Annotated in this window: 22 protein-coding genes and 1 other RNA gene; 10 read left to right on the forward strand and 13 right to left on the reverse strand. The window is 60.2% G+C overall.

Annotated features, from left to right (window positions below; genetic code table 11):
• Positions 1-17 precede the first annotated feature (17 nt).
• From gcvH to ACM6IQ_RS01255, 9 genes are all read right to left on the reverse strand, one after another.
• Positions 18-401, reverse strand: coding sequence for a glycine cleavage system protein GcvH (gcvH, locus tag ACM6IQ_RS01215; RefSeq protein WP_017341378.1), 384 nt, complete (start codon positions 399-401; stop codon positions 18-20).
• 50 nt (positions 402-451) lie between these two features.
• Positions 452-1,534, reverse strand: coding sequence for a glycine cleavage system aminomethyltransferase GcvT (gene gcvT / locus ACM6IQ_RS01220; protein ID WP_017341379.1), 1,083 nt, complete (start codon positions 1,532-1,534; stop codon positions 452-454).
• 156 nt (positions 1,535-1,690) lie between these two features.
• Positions 1,691-3,307, reverse strand: coding sequence for an ABC transporter permease (locus tag ACM6IQ_RS01225; RefSeq protein WP_017341380.1), 1,617 nt, complete (start codon positions 3,305-3,307; stop codon positions 1,691-1,693).
• Positions 3,308-3,447: 140 nt separating this feature from the next.
• Positions 3,448-4,452 (reverse strand): extracellular solute-binding protein, encoded by a 1,005-nt coding sequence (locus tag ACM6IQ_RS01230; protein ID WP_017341381.1) that lies wholly within the window; start codon positions 4,450-4,452, stop codon positions 3,448-3,450.
• Between the two features lie 176 nt (positions 4,453-4,628).
• Positions 4,629-5,846, reverse strand: a complete 1,218-nt coding sequence (locus ACM6IQ_RS01235; RefSeq protein WP_193393011.1) for a 2-octaprenyl-3-methyl-6-methoxy-1,4-benzoquinol hydroxylase — start codon at positions 5,844-5,846, stop codon at positions 4,629-4,631.
• A 9-nt stretch (positions 5,847-5,855) separates the two neighbouring features.
• Complete coding sequence (locus tag ACM6IQ_RS01240) at positions 5,856-6,341, reverse strand: DUF4442 domain-containing protein (protein WP_017341383.1); 486 nt, start codon at positions 6,339-6,341, stop codon at positions 5,856-5,858.
• A complete protein-coding gene (ubiH, locus tag ACM6IQ_RS01245; protein WP_414877921.1) occupies positions 6,334-7,521 on the reverse strand; it encodes a 2-octaprenyl-6-methoxyphenyl hydroxylase in 1,188 nt (395 codons plus the stop codon). The genes ACM6IQ_RS01240 and ubiH overlap by 8 nt, the downstream gene beginning before the upstream one ends.
• Positions 7,518-8,852: a Xaa-Pro aminopeptidase gene (pepP, locus tag ACM6IQ_RS01250; protein ID WP_017341385.1), complete on the reverse strand. Its 1,335-nt coding sequence runs from the start codon at positions 8,850-8,852 to the stop codon at positions 7,518-7,520. The genes ubiH and pepP overlap by 4 nt, the downstream gene beginning before the upstream one ends.
• Before the next feature lie 27 nt (positions 8,853-8,879).
• Positions 8,880-9,440, reverse strand: coding sequence for a YecA family protein (locus tag ACM6IQ_RS01255; protein ID WP_017341386.1), 561 nt, complete (start codon positions 9,438-9,440; stop codon positions 8,880-8,882).
• A 127-nt stretch (positions 9,441-9,567) separates the two neighbouring features.
• Between ACM6IQ_RS01255 and ACM6IQ_RS01260 the strand changes: the two genes are divergently transcribed.
• The 4 genes from ACM6IQ_RS01260 to ACM6IQ_RS01275 all read left to right on the forward strand — a co-directional run bounded on the left by ACM6IQ_RS01260 (position 9,568) and on the right by ACM6IQ_RS01275 (position 10,991).
• Positions 9,568-9,777, forward strand: coding sequence for a TIGR02449 family protein (locus tag ACM6IQ_RS01260; RefSeq protein ID WP_007942437.1), 210 nt, complete (start codon positions 9,568-9,570; stop codon positions 9,775-9,777).
• The gene (locus ACM6IQ_RS01265) at positions 9,774-10,091 is read left to right on the forward strand and encodes a cell division protein ZapA (RefSeq protein ID WP_017341388.1); all 318 of its coding nucleotides are present in this window, start codon (positions 9,774-9,776) and stop codon (positions 10,089-10,091) included. Before ACM6IQ_RS01260 ends, ACM6IQ_RS01265 begins: the two co-directional genes overlap by 4 nt.
• A 30-nt stretch (positions 10,092-10,121) precedes the next feature.
• A non-coding RNA gene (gene ssrS, locus ACM6IQ_RS01270) (6S RNA) lies at positions 10,122-10,300 on the forward strand.
• A gap of 85 nt (positions 10,301-10,385) precedes the next feature.
• The gene (locus tag ACM6IQ_RS01275; protein WP_414877922.1) at positions 10,386-10,991 is read left to right on the forward strand and encodes a 5-formyltetrahydrofolate cyclo-ligase; all 606 of its coding nucleotides are present in this window, start codon (positions 10,386-10,388) and stop codon (positions 10,989-10,991) included.
• A 34-nt stretch (positions 10,992-11,025) separates the two neighbouring features.
• Here ACM6IQ_RS01275 and ACM6IQ_RS01280 read toward each other — a convergent pair whose 3' ends face one another.
• Positions 11,026-11,178: a hypothetical protein gene (locus ACM6IQ_RS01280; RefSeq protein WP_017341390.1), complete on the reverse strand. Its 153-nt coding sequence runs from the start codon at positions 11,176-11,178 to the stop codon at positions 11,026-11,028.
• Between the two features lie 201 nt (positions 11,179-11,379).
• On the opposite strand from ACM6IQ_RS01280, the gene ACM6IQ_RS01285 reads away from it, so the two are divergent.
• The 4 genes from ACM6IQ_RS01285 (at position 11,380) to ACM6IQ_RS01300 (ending at position 16,765) form a co-directional block, all read left to right on the forward strand.
• Positions 11,380-11,829, forward strand: a complete 450-nt coding sequence (locus ACM6IQ_RS01285) for an EVE domain-containing protein (protein ID WP_414877923.1) — start codon at positions 11,380-11,382, stop codon at positions 11,827-11,829.
• A gap of 132 nt (positions 11,830-11,961) precedes the next feature.
• Positions 11,962-12,927 carry an HlyD family secretion protein gene (locus tag ACM6IQ_RS01290; protein ID WP_017341392.1) on the forward strand — a complete coding sequence of 322 codons (966 nt, stop codon included), beginning with the start codon at positions 11,962-11,964 and terminating at the stop codon, positions 12,925-12,927.
• Positions 12,924-15,647, forward strand: coding sequence for a ribosome-associated ATPase/putative transporter RbbA (gene rbbA, locus ACM6IQ_RS01295; RefSeq protein WP_414877924.1), 2,724 nt, complete (start codon positions 12,924-12,926; stop codon positions 15,645-15,647). The genes ACM6IQ_RS01290 and rbbA overlap by 4 nt, the downstream gene beginning before the upstream one ends.
• Positions 15,647-16,765: an ABC transporter permease gene (locus ACM6IQ_RS01300; protein WP_017341394.1), complete on the forward strand. Its 1,119-nt coding sequence runs from the start codon at positions 15,647-15,649 to the stop codon at positions 16,763-16,765. The genes rbbA and ACM6IQ_RS01300 overlap by 1 nt, the downstream gene beginning before the upstream one ends.
• A 61-nt stretch (positions 16,766-16,826) precedes the next feature.
• Here ACM6IQ_RS01300 and ACM6IQ_RS01305 read toward each other — a convergent pair whose 3' ends face one another.
• Complete coding sequence (locus ACM6IQ_RS01305; protein WP_031319172.1) at positions 16,827-17,234, reverse strand: flagellar basal body-associated protein FliL; 408 nt, start codon at positions 17,232-17,234, stop codon at positions 16,827-16,829.
• Positions 17,235-17,384: 150 nt separating this feature from the next.
• Between ACM6IQ_RS01305 and ACM6IQ_RS01310 the strand changes: the two genes are divergently transcribed.
• Entirely contained in the window at positions 17,385-18,362 is a 978-nt protein-coding gene (locus ACM6IQ_RS01310; protein ID WP_414877925.1) for an NADPH:quinone oxidoreductase family protein, read from the forward strand.
• A 96-nt stretch (positions 18,363-18,458) separates the two neighbouring features.
• Here ACM6IQ_RS01310 and ACM6IQ_RS01315 read toward each other — a convergent pair whose 3' ends face one another.
• A complete protein-coding gene (locus ACM6IQ_RS01315; RefSeq protein ID WP_414877926.1) occupies positions 18,459-19,073 on the reverse strand; it encodes an energy transducer TonB in 615 nt (204 codons plus the stop codon).
• A gap of 329 nt (positions 19,074-19,402) precedes the next feature.
• Here ACM6IQ_RS01315 and glpT point away from each other — a divergent pair, with 329 nt between their 5' ends.
• Positions 19,403-20,752: a glycerol-3-phosphate transporter gene (gene glpT, locus ACM6IQ_RS01320; RefSeq protein WP_017341398.1), complete on the forward strand. Its 1,350-nt coding sequence runs from the start codon at positions 19,403-19,405 to the stop codon at positions 20,750-20,752.
• On the opposite strand, the gene ACM6IQ_RS01325 is transcribed toward glpT, so the two are convergent.
• On the reverse strand, positions 20,728-21,396 hold the full coding sequence (locus ACM6IQ_RS01325; RefSeq protein ID WP_017341399.1) for a gamma-glutamylcyclotransferase: 669 nt from the start codon (positions 21,394-21,396) through the stop codon (positions 20,728-20,730). The genes glpT and ACM6IQ_RS01325 overlap by 25 nt on opposite strands.
• Between the last annotated feature and the right edge of the window lie 167 nt (positions 21,397-21,563).

Raw genomic sequence — 21,563 nt, forward strand, 5'->3', positions numbered from 1 at the left:
TGGGTGACGCTGTAGACTTACTCGCCGATGGCGGCCTTGTAGCCCGCGGCATCAAGCAGCTTGTCCAGATCGCCAGCGTTACTTGGCTTGAGCTTGAAGATCCAGGCACCGTACGGGTCGGAGTTGAGCAACTCGGGCGAGCCGCTCAGGTCTTCGTTGACCGCAATCACTTCACCGGCTATCGGGGAATAGATGTCGGAAGCGGCTTTGACCGACTCAACGACACCGGCTTGATCTTCAGCAGCGAAGACTTTTCCGACTTCGGTCAGCTCGACGAATACCACATCGCCCAAGGCTTCCTGAGCGTGATCGCTGATGCCCACGGTGACGGTGCCATCGGCTTCCAGACGGGCCCATTCGTGACTTTCGGCAAAACGCAGGTCGGCAGGGATATCGCTCATGTTCTGTGTCCTCAAGAAAATTGTCAGCGGTCTTTGCCCGCCAGAAAAGGTTAGATCAAGGTTTTGCCATGGCGTACGAAGGTCGGTTTGACCACTCGGACCGGGTACCATTTGCCACGGATTTCCACTTCAGCGCGGTCGGCAGTCGCCATCGGCACGCGCGCCAGTGCAATCGACTTGCTAAGCGTAGGAGAGAAACTACCACTGGTGATCTCCCCTTCGCCAACATTGGCGATGCGGACCACTTGATGAGCGCGCAAAACCCCGCGCTCCTCAAGGACCAGACCGACCAGTTTGTGTTGTACGCCGCCGGCGCGTTCGGCTTCCAGGGCAGCACGGCCGATGAACTGACGAGCGGCCGGCTCCCACGCAATGCTCCAGGCCATGTTCGAGGCCAGCGGCGAAACGTCTTGATGAATGTCCTGACCGTAGAGGTTCATGCCGGCTTCGACACGCAACGTATCCCGCGCCCCGAGCCCGATCGGCGAAATACCCGCGCCCACCAGATCGTTGAAGAAGCCCGGCGCCTGATCGGCCGGCAGAATGATTTCCAGCCCGTCTTCGCCGGTGTAACCGGTGCGCGCGATGAACCAGTCACCGTCAGGCTGACCTTCGAACGGCTTGAGTAGCTGGATCAGGTTGCCGCGAGACTGGGTGACCAGCTCAGAGATTTTGTGTCGGGCATGCGGGCCTTGTATGGCCAGCATCGCCAACTCCGAGCGCTCGATGAGCTGCACATCGAAACCGACAAGATGAGCCTGCATCCACGCCAGGTCCTGATCGCGGGTAGAGGCGTTGACCACCAGGCGATACCCGTCATCGAGGCGGTAGACGATCATGTCGTCGACGATACCGCCGCGCTCATTGAGCATGGTGCTGTACAAGGCACGGCCGGGGCTGTGCAGGCGCTCGACGTCATTGGCCAGCAAATGCTGAAGCCAGGCCTTGGCCTGAGCGCCGCTGACATCGATCACGGTCATGTGGGATACATCGAAAACCCCGCAGTCGCGGCGCACCTGATGGTGTTCCTCGACCTGCGAGCCGTAATGCAGAGGCATATCCCAACCGCCAAAATCGACCATCTTCGCGCCGAGGGCGAGATGAAGGTCATACAGAGGCGTACGCTGTCCCATGGGTTTCTCCTTCCGGGCGTGGCGAGGGTGCGGGCCAGTGCTGCACGGGGTGAAAGCCTTGAATTAGAAGGCTTTCAGCCGATTTCAGCGACCGGGTCTGTAGGACGGACCGCACCGAATGCCGCGCATTGTAGCCTCAAGGTGTAGGACTGACACCTAGGTGTTTCGATGCGCCGAACGTCGAATCAATCCGATGACCGGTAATAACCCGACCAGAACCAGCGTCAACGCCGGCAACGACGCCCTCGCCCACTCGCCTTCGCTGGTCATTTCAAAGATGCGCACAGCCAGCGTGTCCCAGCCAAACGGGCGCATCAGCAAGGTCGCGGGCATTTCCTTGAGCACATCAACGAACACCAGCAGCGCAGCACTCAATGTGCCGGGCAGCAATAACGGCAGATACACTTTGAAAAACAGTCGTGGCCCACTGACCCCAAGGCTACGTGCCGCTTCGGGCAAAGATGGCCGTATTCGCGCCAAACTGCTTTCCAGCGGCCCATAGGCCACCGCAATGAAACGCACCAGATAGGCCAGCAACAAGGCCGACAGACTGCCCAGCAGCAAAGGTTTTCCGGCTCCGCCCAACCATCCCGACAGCGGAATCACCAGCTCGCGATCCAGATAACTGAAGGCCAGCATGATCGACACCGCCAGCACCGAACCCGGCAACGCATAGCCGAGGTTGGCCAGGCTGACACCGGAGCGAATCGCCCGGGTCGGCGCCAGGCGCCGGGCAAAGGCCAGCACCAGCGCAACGCTGACAGTGATCAACGCCGCCATGCCGCCCAGATACAGCGTATGAACAATGAGCCCGGCGTACCGCTCATCCAGGTCGAAGCGCCCGCGCTGCCAGAACCACACCACCAGTTGCAGCACCGGAATGACGAACGCGCAGGCAAACACCAGCCCACACCAACTCATCGCCGCCAACGCCTTGAAACCGCGCAGGTGATACAACGCCTTGACCCGCGGCCGCTCGTTGCTCGCCCGATTGGCACCCCGGGCACGGCGCTCGCCGTACAGCACGAGCATCACCACCAACAGCAACAGACTGGCCAATTGCGTGGCGGTGGAAAGGCTGAAAAAGCCATACCAGGTTTTGTAGATGGCGGTCGTGAAGGTGTCGAAATTGAACACCGACACGGCACCGAAATCCGCCAGGGTTTCCATCAGCGCCAACGCAACGCCAGCACCAATGGCCGGCCGCGCCATCGGCAGGGCGACTCGCCAGAACGCTTGCCACGGCGATTGCCCCAGGACTCGCGCCGCTTCCATCAAGCCTTTGCCCTGCGCGAGGAACGCGGTGCGTGCCAACAGGTAAACGTAGGGATAAAAGACCAGCACCAGAACGAGGATGACACCGCCCGTGGAACGCACTCGCGGCAAACGCAGGCCGGTGCCGAACCATTCGCGCATCAGGGTTTGTACGGGACCGGAGAAATCCAGCAGGCCGACGAAAACGAAAGCCAGCACGTAGGCGGGAATGGCGAACGGCAGCATCAACGCCCAATCCAGCCACTTTCTGCCGGGAAACTCACAAAGGCTGGTGAGCCAGGCAAGACTGACGCCCAACAGCGTGACACCGACACCGACGCCGAACACCAGGGTCAGCGTGTTGCCCAGCAGCCGCGGCATCTGGGTGTCCCAGAGGTGCGACCAGATTTGATGATCGATGGCTTGCCAGGACAGCAACAAAACGCTGAGGGGCAACAGGACCAGCGCAGCGATGGCGAAGACCAGGGGATACCAGCGGCGTTGGGCGGGGTGGGCCAAGGAGGTCTCTCGCAGGGAAATCGTGAAGTGTAGGGAAAACGCAAAAAGATCGCAGCCTTCGGCAGCTCCTACATTGGGATGGTGTACACCCGGTAGGAGCTGCCGAAGACTGCGATCTTTTGCTCTTTAAAGCCGCAGACTCAGTTCCAGCCAGCTCGATCCATCAAGCGAATCGCTTCGGCCTGACGTTTGCCGGCGACTTCCACAGGCAACGTATCGGCGACGAACTTGCCCCAGGCGGCGACTTCCGCGGACGGCGGTACCGCAGGATTGGCCGGGAATTCCTGGTTCACGTCGGCAAAGATCTTCTGCGCCTCAGGCGTGGTCATCCACTCCACCAGGGCCTTGGCGGCTTCCGGATGCGGCGCGTACTTGGTCAGGCCGATGCCGGACAGGTTCACATGCACGCCACGATCACCCTGATTCGGCCAGAACAGCTTCACCGCCAGATCGGGCTTCTGCTTGTGCAGACGGCCGTAGTAGTAGGTGTTGACGATGCCAACGTCGCATTGGCCGGCGTTGATTGCTTCCAACACCGCGACATCATCGGAGAATACGTCGGTGGACAGGTTGTTGACCCAGCCCTTGAGGATCTTTTCGGTTTTCTCGGCACCATGCACTTCGATCATGGTGGCAGTCAGGGACTGATTGTAGACCTTCTTCGCCGTACGCAGGCACAGGCGACCTTCCCAGTTCTTGTCGGCCAGACCTTCGTAAGTGCTCAACTCGCCCGGCTTCACCCGCTCCGTGGAGTAAGCGATGGTCCGCGCCCGCAGGCTCAGGCCGGTCCAGGCATGAGAAGCCGCGCGGTATTGCAGCGGAATGTTGGCGTCGATGGTTTTCGAGGTGAACGGTTGCAGGATGCCCATCTGCTCCGCTTGCCACAGGTTGCCGGCGTCGACGGTCAGCAGCAGGTCGGCGGTGGCATTCTCGCCCTCGGCCTTGATGCGCTGCATCAGCGGCGCTTCCTTGTCGGTGATGAACTTCACCTGCACACCGGTTTTCGCGGTGTAGGCATCGAACACCGGTTTGATCAGCTCGTCGATACGCGAGGAGTAAACCACCACCTCGTCAGCGGCCTGGGTGGCAGTGCTGCCGATCAGGGTCAGGGCGAGTGCGGTCAGTAGACGCTTCGGTGCCAACATGTGAGCGATCTCTCGATTGGAAAAGTAAGACCAAATGATAAGGACTCACATTTAGGTTCTCAATCGATCAGTTGGCGGAGAAGTTACCAGATGTTGCATGGCATGAGACATGGGATCGTTTTACCGGCCCCTTCGCGGGCAAGCCCGCGATGAGGCCATCAGCCGCAGTGAAAATCTCAAGCCTTGGCAAGTGCCGGCAAATCCCCGATCAACCCCAGCGCCTCACGCACAAACAACGCCTTGGCCTCCGGCATCTGGTCAATCATCTTCAACCCGGCATTACGCAGCCAGCGCACCGGCAACGGATCTGCCTGGAACAACCGCTCGAAGCCTTCCATCGCCGCCATCAACGCCAGATTGTGCGGCATGCGCCGACGCTCGTAGCGGCTCAGCACTTTCACGTCAGCCAACCGTTCGCCACGCTCTGCCGCTTGCAGCAGCACTTCGGCGAGCACGGCGGCATCGAGGAAACCGAGGTTCACGCCCTGCCCGGCCAACGGGTGAATGGTGTGCGCCGCATCGCCGATCAGCGCCAGGCCTTCAGCCACGTAGCGCTTTGCATGGCGCTGGCGCAGCGGCACGCACAGCCGTGGATCGGCGCTTAGAACCGAACCCAAACGACCCTCAAAGGCTTGCTCCAACTCGCGACAGAAACCTTCATCATCCAGCGCCATCAAGCGTTCGGCCTCACTCGGCGTGGTCGACCAGACGATCGAACACCAATCCTGCCGACCGTCCCGCTCCAGAGGCAGAAACGCCAATGGACCATGATCGGTGAACCGTTGCCAGGCCGTCATCTGGTGGGGTTGTGAGCTGCGCACGCTGGTGACGATTGCGTGGTGCAGATAATCCCACTCGCGCGTGGCCACGCCGGTCAGGCGCCGCACCGCCGAGTTGGCACCGTCCGCCGCGATCACCAAAGGCGCACGCAAGGTGCGGCCATCGGCCAGGGTCAGCAGCCAGTCGTCACCGGAGCGGCGCATTTGTTCCAGACGCGCATTGGCCAGCATCCCCAGGTCGCAGTCGTGCAAGCGGTCGAGCAAGGCGTCCTGAACCACGCGGTTCTCGACGATATGCCCGAGCACCTCGGCGTGAACGCTGGAGGCCGAGAAGTGGATTTGCCCGGTGCCGCTGCCGTCCCAGACGTGCATGTCGGTGTAAGGACTGCTGCGCCGGCTGGCGATGCCATCCCAGACCCCCAGCCGTTCGAGAATCCGCTGGCTGGCGGCCGACAAGGCGCTCACTCGCGGTTCGAACGGCGCCTGCCCGTCGAAGGGTTTGACGCTCATCGGGCTGCCGTCCAGCAGCAGGACTTCCAGCCCGCTGTCCTGCAACGCCAGCGCCAGGGCGCTGCCGACCATTCCGGCCCCGACAATCAGCAGATCTGCGCGCATTTCCATGCTTTAAGCCTGTCTCGCTTGCGGCTTGAGCCGCACGTAAAGGGTTTTCCGGACACGGGCCACCAGGGTGCCGGCGCCGTCGTGGATATCGACCTGCAATTGCGGCAGGTATTTTTCGCCGTTCGCCGTTTGTTGGCGGATCTCGTCGAGCAAGGTTTCGTCGATCCTGAAACTGGCGAACACCGGACCTTTGCCTGGCGAGATGAAATCGATGTCCGCCGCTTTGTCCCAGACGATGAACCGACGGCCGAGGTTTTCCATCAACATCAACATATAGAACGGATCGACCATCGAATACAGGCTGCCACCGAACTGAGTGCCGACGTTATTGCGGTTGTACCAGCCCAACCCCATGGACACCTTGATGTCCCGGAAGTCATCGCTGATGTGCCGCACGCGGACCCCGGCGCCAAGGTACGGCGGGTAGAAGGTCATGAACCAGCGCAACAATCGTGCTTTGCCGAACCGGCTCGTCAACCACTCAAGCATCGGGACGCGTACCCAGGCCCATGGCCTGCCGGGCGAACCAACGCTTGGCCGGTGGCAGCAGATCGAGGCCGAGCAGGCCGATGTTTCGGCCCAGCGAGACCAGCGGTTGAGTACTGCCGAACAACCGCGTGACCTGATCGGAAAATCCCACGGTCAGGTTTTGATCCAGACGCTGACGCTCGCGGTAAGCCTGCAAGGTCGCAAAGTCGCCGGGGGCTTTCTCGCTCGCGAGCAGCGCATCCGCCAACGCCTGCGCATCTCGCAGGGACAGGTTGAAACCCTGGCCGGCAATCGGGTGCAGGCTGTGAGCGGCGTTGCCGAGAATCGCCAGATGCGGACGCACCTGCTCTTCGGCTTCAATCAGTGTCAGCGGGTAAAGATGCCGCGCGCCGACCTGTTTCAAGGTGCCGAGGCGATAACCGAACACGCCCTGCAATTCGCTGAGGAAACTGCGTTCATCCAGGGCGGCCAGCCGTTGCGCGTCCATGCCCAGACGGGTCCAGACCAGGGCACAGCGGTTTTCCGGCAGCGGCAACAACGCCATCGGGCCATCGTCGGTGAAACGTTCGAAGGCCATGCCGTTGTGCGCTTCGCTCGGGGTGATGTTGGCGATCAGCGCACTCTGGTTGTACGGGCGTTGTTTGATACCAATCCCCAGTTGCTCGCGCAGGCCGGAACGGCCGCCATCCGCCAGCACCGCGAGGTCGCATTCCAGGGTGGTTTCATCATTGAGGGTCAGGCGATAGCCATCGGTCAGCGGCTCCATGCGCGTGACTTCCGCCGGGCAGCGCCAGGTGACCACGTCCTTGTCCAGACCTTGCCAGAGGCATTGGCCGAGCCAGGCGTTTTCCACCACATAGCCCAGCGCCGGCACGCCCTCTTCCATCGCCGACAATCGCGCGGTGGAGAAACGACCACGGTCGGAGACGTGGATCTGCTTGATCGGCTCCGCGCGGCGGGAGATTTCCTGCCACGCGCCCAACCGTTGATAAATCTGCTTGGCGCCGTAGGACAACGCCGAGGACCGGGCATCATAGCTCGGTTGGTAGGTGTGGCCGGGGGCAAACGGCTCGATCAGCACGATCTTCCAGCCGCGAGCCTTGGCCCCGGCCTGCAGCGCCAATGCCAGGCTCGCGCCGACCAGGCCGCCACCAATGATTGCAAGATTGATTCGACTCATGCCGCTTTTGTCCGCGCTTCAGCCATCAAGGCCTCGATCTCGGCGACCGTTTTCGGTACGCCGCTGGTCAGGATTTCACAGCCGGTTTTGGTGACCACGACGTCGTCCTCGATGCGCACGCCAATGCCGCGCCATTTCTTCGCTACGTTCTGGTTGTCCGGGGCAATGTAGATCCCCGGCTCCACGGTCAGCGCCATGCCGACTTCCAGCACGCGCCATTCGCCGCCGACCTTGTACTCGCCGACGTCATGCACATCCATGCCCAGCCAGTGGCCGGCGCGATGCATGTAAAACGCTTTATAGGCTTCGCTGGCGATCAACTCGTCGACGTCGCCCTGCAACAAACCCAGTTTCACCAGCCCGGCAGTGATGACTTTAACCGTGGCTTCGTGCGCCTGGTTCCAGTGTTTGTTCGGGGCGATTTCGGCAAATGCCGCTTCCTGGGAAGCCAGCACCAACTCGTAGATCGCCTTCTGTTCCGCGGAATACTTGCCGTTGACCGGCCAGGTGCGCGTAATGTCGCTGGCGTAGCAGTCGATCTCGCAACCGGCGTCGATCAGCACCAGATCGCCGTCCTTGAGCACCGCGTCGTTCTGCTGGTAATGCAGGATGCAGCTGTTGCGCCCGGCCGCGACGATCGAACCATAGGCCGGCATCTTCGCCCCGCCCTTGCGGAACTCGTAATCGAGCTCGGCTTCCAGACTGAACTCATGCAACCCGGCCCGGCAGGCCTGCATCGCACGGATATGCGCCTGAGCGGAAATCCGCGCGGCTTCGCGCATAACCTTCACTTCTGCCGCCGATTTATACAGACGCATGTCGTGCAGCAGATGATCCAGGGCAACGAATTCGTTCGGCGGCTGGGCGCCGAGGTGCGCCTTGGAGCGGATCACGTTGATCCAGTCCATCAGGTGCCGATCGAATTCCGGATTGCTGCCCATGGCCGAATACACCCGGTCGCGGCCTTCGATCAGGCCCGGCAGGATGTCGTCGATGTCGGTAATGGGGAAAGCATCATCAGCACCGAAGTCACGGATCGCGCCTTCCTGACCGGCGCGCAGGCCGTCCCAGAGTTCTCGCTCGACGTTGCGTTCACGGCAGAACAGCAGGTATTCGCCATGCTCACGACCCGGCATCAGCACGATAACGGCTTGCGGCTCGGGGAAACCGCTGAGGTACTGGAAGTCACTGTCCTGGCGGTAAACGTGCTCGACATCGCGATTGCGGATGGCAACCGCGGCGGCGGGCAAAATGGCGATGCTGTTGGGTTCCATCTGCGCCATCAAGGCCTTGCGGCGACGGCTGTATTCCGATTTCGGGATATGAATCATGGGCAGATGGCTTTTCCTGGCTCGCGATTAATGCAACGACGGTTTGGCGGCAGCCGGCGCGTCCGGCTTTTTGGTTTCGGAGAACAGCAGCAGCGGTGCGACGCGCAGGTACTCCATGACTTCCATGTAGTCGCTTTCGCCGTCGTCGGACTCTTCCAGCGCGTCTTGCACCTGGGCGATGGCCGCCAGATCCTGCAACACTTCGGTGGCCTCGGTGCTCAGCATGCTGCTGTCACGGCAGTTCAGGCCGAAACCGCTGAGGAAGCCCTGGCACCATTGGCCCAGTGCCGCGGCACGATCAGCCAGCGGCTCGTCATCGGTCGGCAGCAGCAGAACGACGGTCACGTCGTCGCCGGTGAGCTCGCCCTTGACCATTTCTTGCAGGCCGATCAAGGCATTGCGAACGTTGTCTTGCGGCTCGCCTTCTAGCAGCTCGGCGGCATCGACCAGCCAGCCTTCGGCATCGAAACCGGCACCGGCGCAGCTGCGGCCGAGCAGCAGGCCATGCAGTTCGGCAGGCGAGACGTTATGACCGCTGGAAGTCAGCAGGGTGGCGAAGGCTTTGTACGGGGAATTCTGAATGGGCATGGGCAGCTAGGCGCCAGACGGCGCTATGTCTAGAATGAAGGCCTTGTATCCTACATCGACAGACTCGCCAAGACTATTAAAGGCTGTCCGCCAGCTACCACCCATCAGATGAATCTCAGTGGACAAAATGGAAGACACCGACCTGCAAGCGCTGATGGCCAGACTCGAACTGCTAATTAGCCGAGTCGAGCAACTTAAGAGTCAAAACGGACTCCTACTAGCTCAGGAAAAGACCTGGCGCGAGGAACGCGCGCACCTCATTGAAAAAAACGAAATCGCGCGGCGTAAGGTCGAATCGATGATTTCGCGCCTCAAGGCCCTGGAGCAAGACTCATGAGTTCAAGCAATAGCGTTACCGTGCAGATCCTCGACAAAGAATACTCGATCATCTGCCCCCAGGAAGAGCGCAGCAATCTGGTGAGCGCTGCCCGTTACCTGGACGGCAAGATGCGTGAAATCCGCAGCAGCGGCAAAGTCATCGGCGCCGATCGCATCGCCGTGATGGCGGCGCTGAACATCACGCACGACCTTCTGCATAAGCAAGAAAGTCCGGATGTACAGGTCAGCGGCTCGACCCGTGAGCAGGTTCGCGACCTGCTGGATCGCGTCGATCTGGTGCTTGCCACCGATCCGGACGTCACCAAGGGCTGATTCGCCGGACCGCTTGGGTTATACTCGCAGCACTCCCTGGGGTGCTTGCCAGTTGACCACGTCCCTGAGCCGATTCGCACTACCCTGGAGGCTGCACGTTGGGCTGGTGTGCATGTCCGCTAGACGGAAAGCCTTAAAGCCTACTGCATCTTCCACCTTGAACTTTCGGGTTCAAGGGCTAAGTCAGCAGCGGTTCATCCGGGGAGCCTGATTCCAGTCCGATGCCGGTTCAATACCGGCATCGGCTTTTTTACGGGTACGCTTTGTGTACCCGCACTGCCGAAGCCAGAATCCATGACCGAACCTGCGCTGCTGCCCCGCCCGCAACTTCGACGCATGCTGCGCAAGGCCCGCCGCGCACTGACTCCCAGTCAACAGCGCCAGGCCGCTCGCGGGCTGTACAAGCAATTGTCCCAGCAGCCGTTGTTTCGGCGCGCAAAACATATCTCCCTGTACCTGCCCACCGACGGTGAAATCGACCCGCGTCTGTTGCTGCGTGCCGCGCAACGTCGAGGCAAGGCGACTTATTTGCCGGTGCTCAGTGCCTGGCCGCGAACCAAAATGGTGTTCCAGCGAATTCGACCCGGCGAAAAACTCAGGCCCAACCGTTTTCGCATTCTCGAACCCCGGCACAACCTCGCCCGGCAACGCAAAGTCTGGGCCCTCGACCTGGTGCTGTTGCCGTTGGTGGGATTCGACGATGTCGGCGGGCGACTCGGCATGGGTGGCGGTTTTTACGATCGAAGCCTGGCGTACCTGGCGCGACGGAAAAACTGGCGCAAGCCGACGCTGTTAGGGCTGGCCCATGAATGTCAGAAGGTCGAACGATTGGCTCAAGCGAGCTGGGATGTGCCGCTGCAAGGAACGGTGACGGACAAGGCCTGGTATTACGCAGGCTAGACGCCACTGGAATCAGCGGCGTCGAAAAGCAGGTTCAGCGTTTGAAGGCCGACGGCTGTTGTTGCTGCGCGATTTCAACCGGCGCATCGGTCTTGTTGTTCCACAGGCTTTGGGCATAGCCCGTGGTCACGACGCCAAGGCCGAACAAAATAACCAATATCCATAGTAAATCCGGTTTGCGTTTCATCGATTGCCCCCCAAAGGCACATCAACACGATGACAGCAGCGGTTTCCGTTGTAGGTGTAGGCCGTGCAGCAGCGTCAAGCTTAGAAGGCCGGCATTTTGCGACAACGTGAACCGACACGCAAACGCTGGCGTCAACCGACTGTCGGTTTGTCATAAAATTGCCCGACAACTTGCCCACCCGATTCGCAAGGAGCAAAAACCATGGCCTATTGGCTGATGAAATCCGAGCCCGACGAACTCTCGATCAAAGGTCTGGAGAGGCTTGGCAAAGCGCGCTGGGACGGGGTTCGCAACTACCAGGCGCGGAATTTTCTGAGGGCCATGGCGGTCGGCGACGAGTTCTTCTTCTACCATTCCAGCTGCCCTGAGCCCGGGATTGCCGGGATCGGCAAGATTGTCGAAGCGGCCTATCCGGACCCGACCGCACTGGAGCCCGAGAGTCATTACTACGACCCGAAGGCCACCGCCGAGAAAAACGCCTGGAGTGCGATCGATGTGGCCCACGTCGAAACGTTCACGAACGTCCTGAAACTCGACTACCTGAAACAGCAAACCGCGCTGGCCGAGATGCCCCTGGTGCAGAAAGGTTCGCGGCTGTCAGTGATGCCAGTAACCGCCGAGCAATGGGCGGCGGTCCTCGATTTACGTTAAATAAGGCAGAACCACCCGGTCATTCTCTTTTCCCCGCCCAATAGGGTTAGGCTTGACCCTCAGTTGACTGGCATCAAATCGCCTTGGCGTTTGATCAGCCAGACTAGGACGTAACATACGCAGGATGCTCGCATGTCTACGCACAGCCGCTCTTCGATTTTTTTTGCCGGTTCTTTAATGGTTCTGCTCCTGGCCGCCGGCGGTTTTGGCTACTGGAAGTCGATGCATGACCGTCTGCCCGAAGGCCTGTATGTCGGCAACGGCCGCCTCGAAGCCACCGAAGTGCAGATCGCCAGCAAAACACCGGGGCGACTGGCCGAGGTGCTCGTCGACGAAGGCGACAAAGTCACCAAGGGCCAACTGCTGGCCCGGATGGACACTCGCACCCTTGAAGCCCAACGCCGCCAGGCAGAAGCAGAAGTGTTGCGCACCCGGGAAAACCTCGCCGCCGCACAAGCCAACGTGCAATTGCGCCTGAGCGAACAACTGCTCGCTCAACAGGAACTCAATCGCTCCCAGACGCTGTTCAAGCATGGTTTCGTCAGCGGTCAGATCATCGATCAACAGCAGGCGCGTATCGGCACCGGCAATGCCGCCGTCGCCGCCGCTCGCGCGCAAGAGTCCGCGGTGGGTGCGGCGATTGGCGCCGCTCAGGCACAAGTCGCACAGTTGACCAGCGAAATCGATGACAGCAGTTTGCGAGCCCCGATCGATGGGGTGATCCAGCTGCGCATGGCCGAGCCCGGCGAAGTGTTGGGCGCCGGCGGGCGCGTATTGCTGCTGATCGACCCAAACGATCAATACATGAACCTCTACCTCCCGGCCTCCGTAACCGGGCGCTTGGCAGTTGGCGACGAAGCGCGGATTTTGCTCGATGCCCTGCCTGATCACCCATTGCCGGCAAAAATCAGCTTTGTGGCAGCCAAGTCGCAATTCACCCCTAAAGAAGTCGAGACTCGCGACGAGCGGCAAAAACTGGTATTCCGCGTCAAGTTACGCCTGACTGATCCCAGCGCCCTGCCCCAGGCCAAACCCGGCATGCCCGGTGCCGGCTATGTGCGCACCGCCCCTGTTGGCTGGCCGGCCAATCTGCAATGACCGAACTGGCGGTTCATGCGACCGGCATCAATCATCGCTACGGCAAACAACAGGCGCTGAGTGATATCGCGTTCAGCCTGCCCGCCGGGACCCGTTGCGGCCTGATCGGCCCCGATGGCGCCGGCAAATCGAGCCTGCTGGGGCTGATCGCCGGGGTGAAAACGCTGCAGCAAGGACAATTGGAGGTGCTCGGCGGCTCGATCCAGGATCGTCGCCATCGCAACACCCTCTATGCGCGCATCGCCTTCATGCCCCAAGGCTTGGGCGGCAACCTTTATCCAGAGCTGTCGATCAGCGAGAACATCCACTTTTTCGCTACCCTGTTTGGCCTGTCAAAAGCCGAATGCGATCAGCGCATGCGCAATCTGTTACTGGCTACCGACCTTCTGCGTTTTGCCGATCGCCCCGCCGGCAAACTGTCCGGCGGCATGAAGCAGAAGCTGGGCCTGTGTTGTGCGTTGATCCATGAGCCGGACCTGCTGATCCTCGACGAACCGACCACCGGCGTCGACCCCTTGTCCCGTCGACGTTTCTGGGAGTTGGTAGACGATGTGCGGCGTCAGCGGCCGCAACTGACACTGCTGGTCGCCACCGCGTACATGGAAGAGGCCGAGCAGTTTGAACATTGCCTGATGCTCGACGGCGGCAAGCTGATTGCCACGGGCTTGAGCAAGGAATTGGCGGCAGTCACCTCGAGCGGCAAACTCGACGAAGCCTTCACCCACTATCAGGGCGACAGTACCCACGACAATCAGCCCCTGGTAATTCCGCCTCGAACCGGCACCACCTCCGACATCGCCATCGAAGCCCACGATCTGACCCTGCGTTTCGGCGACTTCACGGCTGTAGACAACGTCAGCTTTGCCATCGGTCGCGGCGAAATTTTCGGTTTCCTCGGCTCCAATGGCTGCGGCAAGACCACCACCATGAAAGTCCTCACCGGGCTGATGCCCGCCAGTGAAGGCAGTGCCACGCTGCTGGGCAACCCGGTGAATGCCAAGGACCTGGCCACCCGCAAACGGGTCGGGTTCATGTCACAGAGTTTTTCGCTGTATGGCGAACTCAGCGTGCGGCAGAACCTGGATTTGCACGCACGGCTGTTCGATCTGCCAAAAACCGACAGCGCGCAACGCATTGACGAGCTGATCCAGCGCTTCAATCTGGGCAGTGTTTGCGATCAACAGTCCGGGGCGTTGCCTTTGGGCTTGCGCCAACGGCTGTCACTGGCGGTGGCGGTGCTGCATCGTCCGGAAGTATTGATCCTCGACGAACCGACTTCCGGCGTCGATCCGGCGGCACGGGACGACTTTTGGCGACTGCTGATCGAGCTGTCGCGCGAGCAAGGCGTGACGATTTTCCTCTCCACTCATTTCATGAACGAAGCCCAGCGTTGCGATCGCATCTCGCTGATGCACGCTGGCAAAGTGCTTGCCTGCGATACGCCAGCAGCGCTTCAACAGCAGTACAAGGGCGAGACGCTGGAAGCTGCATTCGTCACGTGCCTGGAACAGGCCCAGGACACCCCTGAGCCTTCAAAACCTTCAGAGCCTGCGAATGCGCCCGCCATGCCGGCGCTGCCAACCAAGGATCGCGGTTTCAGCCCAGGACGCCTGTGGGCGGTGGCGAGTCGTGAAGGCAAGGAACTGCTGCGCGACAAAGTGCGGATGGCCTTCGCCCTGCTGGGGGCCATTTTCATGATGGTGATTTTCGGCTACGGCATTTCTCTGGACGTAGAGCAACTCGCCTTCGCCGTCTATGACCAGGATCAGACGCCACAAAGCCGCGCCTACCTGGAAGCCTTTCGCGGCTCTCGGTACTTCGACGAGCAGCCCCCCATCCGCGATGCCAAAGAGCTGCATCGCCGCCTGCAGCGCTCGGAAATCAAACTGGCGCTAGAGATTCCACCCGGTTTTGGCCGGGATCTGTACGCCGGGCGCCAACCGGCCGTGGCAGCCTGGCTCGATGGCGGCATGCCGTTTCGCGCCGAGACCAGCCGTAACTACGTCGAGGCCGTGCACCAGGCCAATATCGAACAATTGGCCGAACAGAGCAGCCCCGCGCGGAACCGGCCAGCCGCCGCCCGACTGGAAACCCGCTTCCGCTACAACCAGGACGTGGTCAGCGTCAACGCCATCGGCCCCGGGGTCATGGCGCTGATCCTGGCGTTCATCCCCGCCATGCTGACGGCGCTGGGCATCGTGCGCGAGAAGGAACTGGGGTCAATCACCAACTTCTATGCCACACCGCTGACCCGGCTCGAATTTCTGCTGGGCAAACAGGCACCGTATCTGGCTGTCAGCCTGATCAACCTCGCGGTACTGGTCGCGATGAACCGATGGCTGTTCGGGGTGCCGTTCAAGGGCAGCTTCCTGACGCTGACCTTCGGCGGGCTCCTTTATGTGCTGGCGACAACCAGCATGGGCCTGTTGATCTCGGCATTCACCCGAACCCAGATCGCCGCCATTCTCGGCACCATGATCATCACCAGCCTGCCGACCATCCAGTTTTCCGGACTGATCGTGCCGCGCTCATCCCTCGAAGGCGCGGCGGCAGTAATGGGGATGCTGTTTCCAGCCGGTTACTTCCTCGACATCGCCGTCGGCACGTTTACCAAAGCGCTGGACCTGCGACAGTTATGGCCGCAATGCCTCGCATTGTTCGGGTTCTTCCTCGCATTCACCGGGCTCAGCCTGGTCATGCTGAAAAAGCAGGAGGTCTGATGCATAAGCTCGCGCACATCCTGCGCCTGGGTCTCAAGGAACTCACCAGCCTGCGGCATGACAGCGTCCTGCTCCTGTTCCTCTTTTACGCCTTTACGGTTGCGATCTACATGCCGGCGGCGGGCTCGGTGATCGGCGTGCATAACGCCAGCGTGGCCATCGTCGACGAAGATCACAGCCTGCTGTCGCGACAACTGACCCAGGCGCTGCAACCTCCGGAATTCCAACGCCCGGTCCCGCTGCCATATGAGCAACTGGACCAGGTCATGGACAGTGGCCAGTACACCTTTGTCATCAATGTACCGGCGAGTTTTCAGACGGATCTGCTGGCCGGCCGTCAACCCGCCGTGCAAGTCAACGTCGACGCCACCGCCATGAGTCAGGCGTTCATGGGCGCGGGCTACATAGGACGAATTTTCCAGCGCGAATTGTTGAATTACAGCGGCCAGAGCGATGTGGCGAGTAAAGCACCGGCGCTGCTGACCACTCGCGCGATGTTCAACACCAACCTGGAAGGCGGCTGGTTTCTGGCGGTGATCCAGATCGTCAACAACATCACCATCCTTGCCATCATCTTGACCGGCACCGCACTGCTGCGTGAACGCGAACACGGCACCCTCGACCATTTACTGGTGCTGCCGCTGACGGCACTTGAAATCATGCTGGCGAAAATCTGGAGCAACATGCTGGTGGTGGTGCTGTGCACCTGGCTGTCGCTGGAGGTCATTGTCAAAGGCGCGCTGGGCGTGCCGCTGGCCGGCTCCCTGAGCCTGTTTCTGCTGGTGACCGCGGTTTACCTGTTCGCCAGCACGGCGCTGGGGATTTTTCTCGCGACCCTGGCTCGTTCAACGCCCCAATTCGGTCTGCTGGCGATTCCAGTGATCATCCCGATGTTGCTGCTGTCCGGTGGCAGCACGCCGCTGGACAGCATGCCGCAATGGCTGCAGTGGGTGATGCAGGGCTCGCCGTCGACGCATTTTGTCAGCCTGAGCGCCGCGATACTGTTTCGCGACGCCGGCATCACTGTCGTCTGGCCCGATTTGCTGGCGCTCACGGCCATCGGCCTGCTGTTTTTCGCGATTGCGCTGATGCGGTTTCGCAAGAGCCTGGCGTCCTGAGAGACCGTGTCGCCCCTATCGCGAGATGGCTCGCGAAGAGGCTCCCCCGACGGCAAAGGACTTACTGAATGATGAGGTTGTTGAACAACAAATCCTCAACCACCGGCTTGCCGGTTTCATCGTTCATGATCTGCTGGGTCTGCTTCAACGCTTCCTGACGCAGCTTTTCCTTGGCCTCGACGTTGTTCATCGCCTCGGTCGTCTGCTGGGCAAACAGCGCCACCAGTTGATTACGAATCAGCGGCTCGTTGGCTTTCACCAGCTGGGTCGCTTCATCGCCCGTCACCCGCAGTGCCACATCAGCCTTGTAGACCTTGAGCTTCGGCGTGCCGTCCAGCCCATAGTTACCCACGAACGGCGGGCTCAGGGTGATGTAGTTAACCTTTGGGGCTGCACCTTCTTTGGCTTCTTCAGCCACTGCTGCCACAGGCAGAGACAGGGCCAGCAACAACATGATCCACGCTTTCACAATTCGCTCCTTATCCGGTTTGCGGCCTAGCATAACGACCCGCCACGCAAGCACAAGCTTATGGCTGACTATCAGGGCGGGGCATGCTCGTTGACCCGTCGACTCACACACCTACACTTATCGGCCATCACTCCCAAAGGAATAGCCCTGATGAAAGCCGTGCTGTGCAAAGCCTTCGGCCCTGCCGAATCGCTGGTGCTGGAAGAGGTCGCCAGCCCTGTCGCGAAGAAGAATGAAATCCTGCTGGAGGTGCACGCCGCCGGGGTGAATTTCCCGGACACGCTGATCATCGAGGGCAAATACCAGTTCAAGCCGCCCTTCCCGTTTTCCCCGGGTGGCGAAGCGGCCGGCGTGGTCAGCGCAGTGGGCGAGAAAGTCAGCCACCTGAAAGTCGGTGACCGGGTCATGGCGCTGACCGGTTGGGGCAGTTTCGCCGAGCAGGTCGCCGTTCCAGGCTACAACGTGCTGCCGATCCCGCCCTCCATGGACTTCAACACCGCCGCGGCTTTCAGCATGACGTACGGCACCTCGATGCACGCGCTCAAGCAACGCGGCAACCTGCAACCGGGTGAAACCCTGCTGGTGCTGGGTGCGTCCGGCGGTGTTGGCCTGGCCGCCGTGGAAATCGGCAAAGCCATGGGCGCCCGCGTGATCGCCGCCGCCAGCAGCGCCGAAAAACTAGCGGTGGCCAAGGCTGCGGGCGCCGATGAACTGATCAACTACAGCGAAACCAGCCTCAAGGACGAAATCAAACGCCTGACCGACGGCCAGGGCGCCGACGTGATCTACGACCCGGTCGGTGGCGACCTGTTCGACCAGGCCATCCGCGCCATTGCCTGGAACGGCCGGTTACTGGTGGTCGGCTTCGCCAGCGGGCGCATTCCGGAATTTCCTGTGAACCTCGCACTGCTCAAGGGCGCAGCGGTGGTTGGCGTGTTCTGGGGTTCTTTTGCTCAACGCCAGCCGCAGGACAACGCCGCGAACTTCCAGCAGTTGTTTGGCTGGTTTGCCGAGGGCAAGTTGAAGCCGCTGGTGTCGCAGGTGTATCCGCTGAGCAATGCGGCACAGGCGATCAATGATCTTGGCCAGCGCAAGGCGGTTGGGAAAGTGGTGGTGCAGGTTCGCTGAATCGCAGCAAGATGCAAAAAGGCCAGGACAACTGATGAGGTTGCTCTGGCCTTTTCGATACATGACTGGATAACAGACAGCGCTCCAGGTTTTCAATCAAAGCAACTCGCGAATTTCCTCCGGTAGAAAACGCACATACCGTGACGCCTGATGCGTATTACAACGCCGAATAATCGAAGGCACGCTCTTGTTGAGTTTAGCGATGAGCTCCAGACGTCTCGCCTCCGGCAATTGCGTAGGGGCAAGAGAGTGGGTCAGGTAACTGCGCGTCCAGCTGAACACCGGCATGTCCACCCACGAGTAGTCTGCAAGCCGCAGTGCTGCCTTGGCGACCTCACCACAACTCAACTTTTTCAACTCCTCGTTGGCATGAATCGGCATCTTGTCGTCCAGCCTGAACACCATCGGCGCGACCACCTGGATTTGCGCGGGTCGCTCGATGGAAATCTCCCAGGGCTTGTATCGCCATTGGCTCACCGCCGTTCGGGAGGCTTCGACAAGGTCGGGATGAGCGTCCTTTGAAGCCTCTACCTGGCTGACCGATCCGTCGGCATGAACGGTAAAGCTGACATTCAGCGCGCCGGTTATACCGCTTCGAGAAAGCGCCACCGGGTAAACCGGCTTGGGATTGTTCTCCGGAATCAGAAACACCTCACCCGCCCTGACTTCGATGGACATAACCAGCAAATACAAACACACAAGCCACCGCATACACCCCACTCCTTCGCGACTGAAAAGCCAGACCTGGCAACCGCACAAAGGTTAAGGCTCGACGACTTTTTACATAACGCCGCGACTTCCCATTCAAACGAAGGACATTTCCCAAAGCCCCGCCCTACTCCGGACAAAAGCACGTCATCAAGGATCGCCAGGTAACAATTCCCACAGCGCCCTTCATTTATACCTGAGCGACATGTTCGTAAAAGAACATGCGATCTCCAACATTTCCGCTGTTTCGTCGATGCGAACCAGTGCTATTTTCGGTAACGAAACTGTAACATTCGCATCCGCAGTCAAAACAAGAAAACTGGAGCTCTTGAATGTTTGCTTTCTTTCGTCCTGCCGCACATCAGGCTCCATTGCCTGAAGAAAAAATAGACAGCGCCTACCGACGTCATCGCTGGCAGATCTTCGCCGGCATCTTCATCGGCTACGCGGGTTACTACCTGCTGCGCAAAAACTTCTCCCTGGCCATGCCCTATCTGATCGAGGAGGGTTACACCCGCGGTGAGCTGGGCCTGGCGTTGTCGGCCATTGCTATCGCCTACGGCTTGTCCAAGTTCCTGATGGGCATTGTCTCCGACCGTTCCAACCCGCGTTTCTTCCTGCCATTCGGCTTGCTGGTTTCGGCCGGTGTGATGTTCATTTTCGGTTTCGCGCCCTGGGCCACGTCCAGCGTGACCATCATGTTCATCCTGCTGTTTATCAATGGCTGGGCGCAGGGCATGGGTTGGCCGCCGAGTGGACGGACCATGGTGCACTGGTGGTCGCAGAAGGAACGCGGTGGCGTGGTGTCGTTGTGGAACGTGGCGCATAACGTGGGCGGTGGCCTGATTGGTCCGCTGTTCCTGCTGGGTATGGGCCTGTTCAATGACTGGCACGCGGCGTTTTACGTGCCGGCTGCTGTGGCCATGGCCGTCGCGGTGTTTGCTTTCGCCACCATGCGTGACACGCCGCAATCGGTCGGCCTGCCACCGATCGAGAAGTACAAGAACGATTACCCGGAAGGCTACGACGCCAGTCACGAAGAAGAATTCAGCGCCAAGGAAATCTTCGTCAAATACGTGCTGCGCAACAAAATGCTCTGGTACATCGCAATGGCCAACGTCTTTGTCTACCTGCTGCGCTACGGCGTGCTGGACTGGGCACCGACCTACCTCAAGGAAGCCAAGGGCTTCAGCGTGGACAAAACCTCGTGGGCGTATTTCCTCTACGAGTGGGCAGGTATTCCCGGGACACTGTTGTGCGGCTGGATGTCGGACAAGATCTTCCGTGGCAACCGTGGCCTGACCGGCATGGTGTTCATGGCGCTGGTGACCGTGGCGACACTGGTGTATTGGCTCAACCCGGCCGGCAACCCGACGGTCGACATGATTGCGCTGATCTCGATCGGTTTCCTGATCTACGGTCCGGTGATGCTGATCGGCTTGCAAGCGCTGGAACTGGCACCGAAGAAGGCCGCTGGTACGGCTGCGGGCTTCACCGGTCTGTTCGGTTACCTGGGCGGTTCGGTCGCGGCCAGTGCAGCCATGGGCTACACCGTGGACCATTTCGGCTGGGACGGCGGTTTCGTCTTGCTGATTGGTGCGTGCCTGCTGGCGATGGCGTTCCTTGCGCCAACGTTGTGGCACAAGCAGATCGCCAGTCAGACCCGCGAAGCCATCGCCTGATCGCTTTTTGATTTGCAGCGCTTGAGCCGCGCCTCCAGATTCCGGTCTGGCATGGCGTGGCTACGCAGGGCGTTGGCGGTCTGCTCGACATAATCGCGAGTGGTGCCGTAACGCCCGCAAGCGTTTTCGAACACGTGGCTCAGTACGTGATCCGGCAAGTTGCCGGCGTAGCTGGGCAGGTGTCGCTCTAACACGAATCCCAATGCCTGAACCTGGCTTCCGTCTTCGAGACGGCAGTTGAGCCAGTGTGGGCGATAGGACGGGAATGGCATTTCGCGTTGCCATAATGCATACAGCGAAGCTTCGAGTTGCTCTTCAGGCAAACGATAAGCGAAGCCGCTGCAAGAGCCGCCGCGATCCAGGCCAAACACCAGCCCTGGCACTTCCGGCGTGCCGCGATGTTCGTGGGACCACAGATACAAACCGCGATGATAGCCATGCACCCGACCGCGAACGCGTTCAACTGCCGCGCATTCAGGGCGCCAGATCAGCGAGCCATAAGCGAACAGCCAGACCGGCCCACCCTTGTGGCGCGCCATGGTCGACTGCATCGAACTGAGCAATTGTTCGTGTGTAAGCTGCGGCCCCAGATCGAGCCGCGGAGGATAAGCCAGATTCATGAAAGCAGATTCAATGGCGCTCATGGCGAATAGCGTTCAGCTCCCCGCGGGTGATGATTACTTAATAGAACGCACCGCTGTAACAATAAGGCACATATGTTTTAAGGCAATTTAAGTGCCATGGCACAGTTTTAGATAATTGCCTGAATGACATATAACCTACCGGCATTTATATAAATTTATAAATACCG

This window comes from Pseudomonas sp. IT-P100 (assembly GCF_949767185.1).
Taxonomy (GTDB): Bacteria; Pseudomonadota; Gammaproteobacteria; order Pseudomonadales; family Pseudomonadaceae; genus Aquipseudomonas; species Aquipseudomonas fluorescens_B.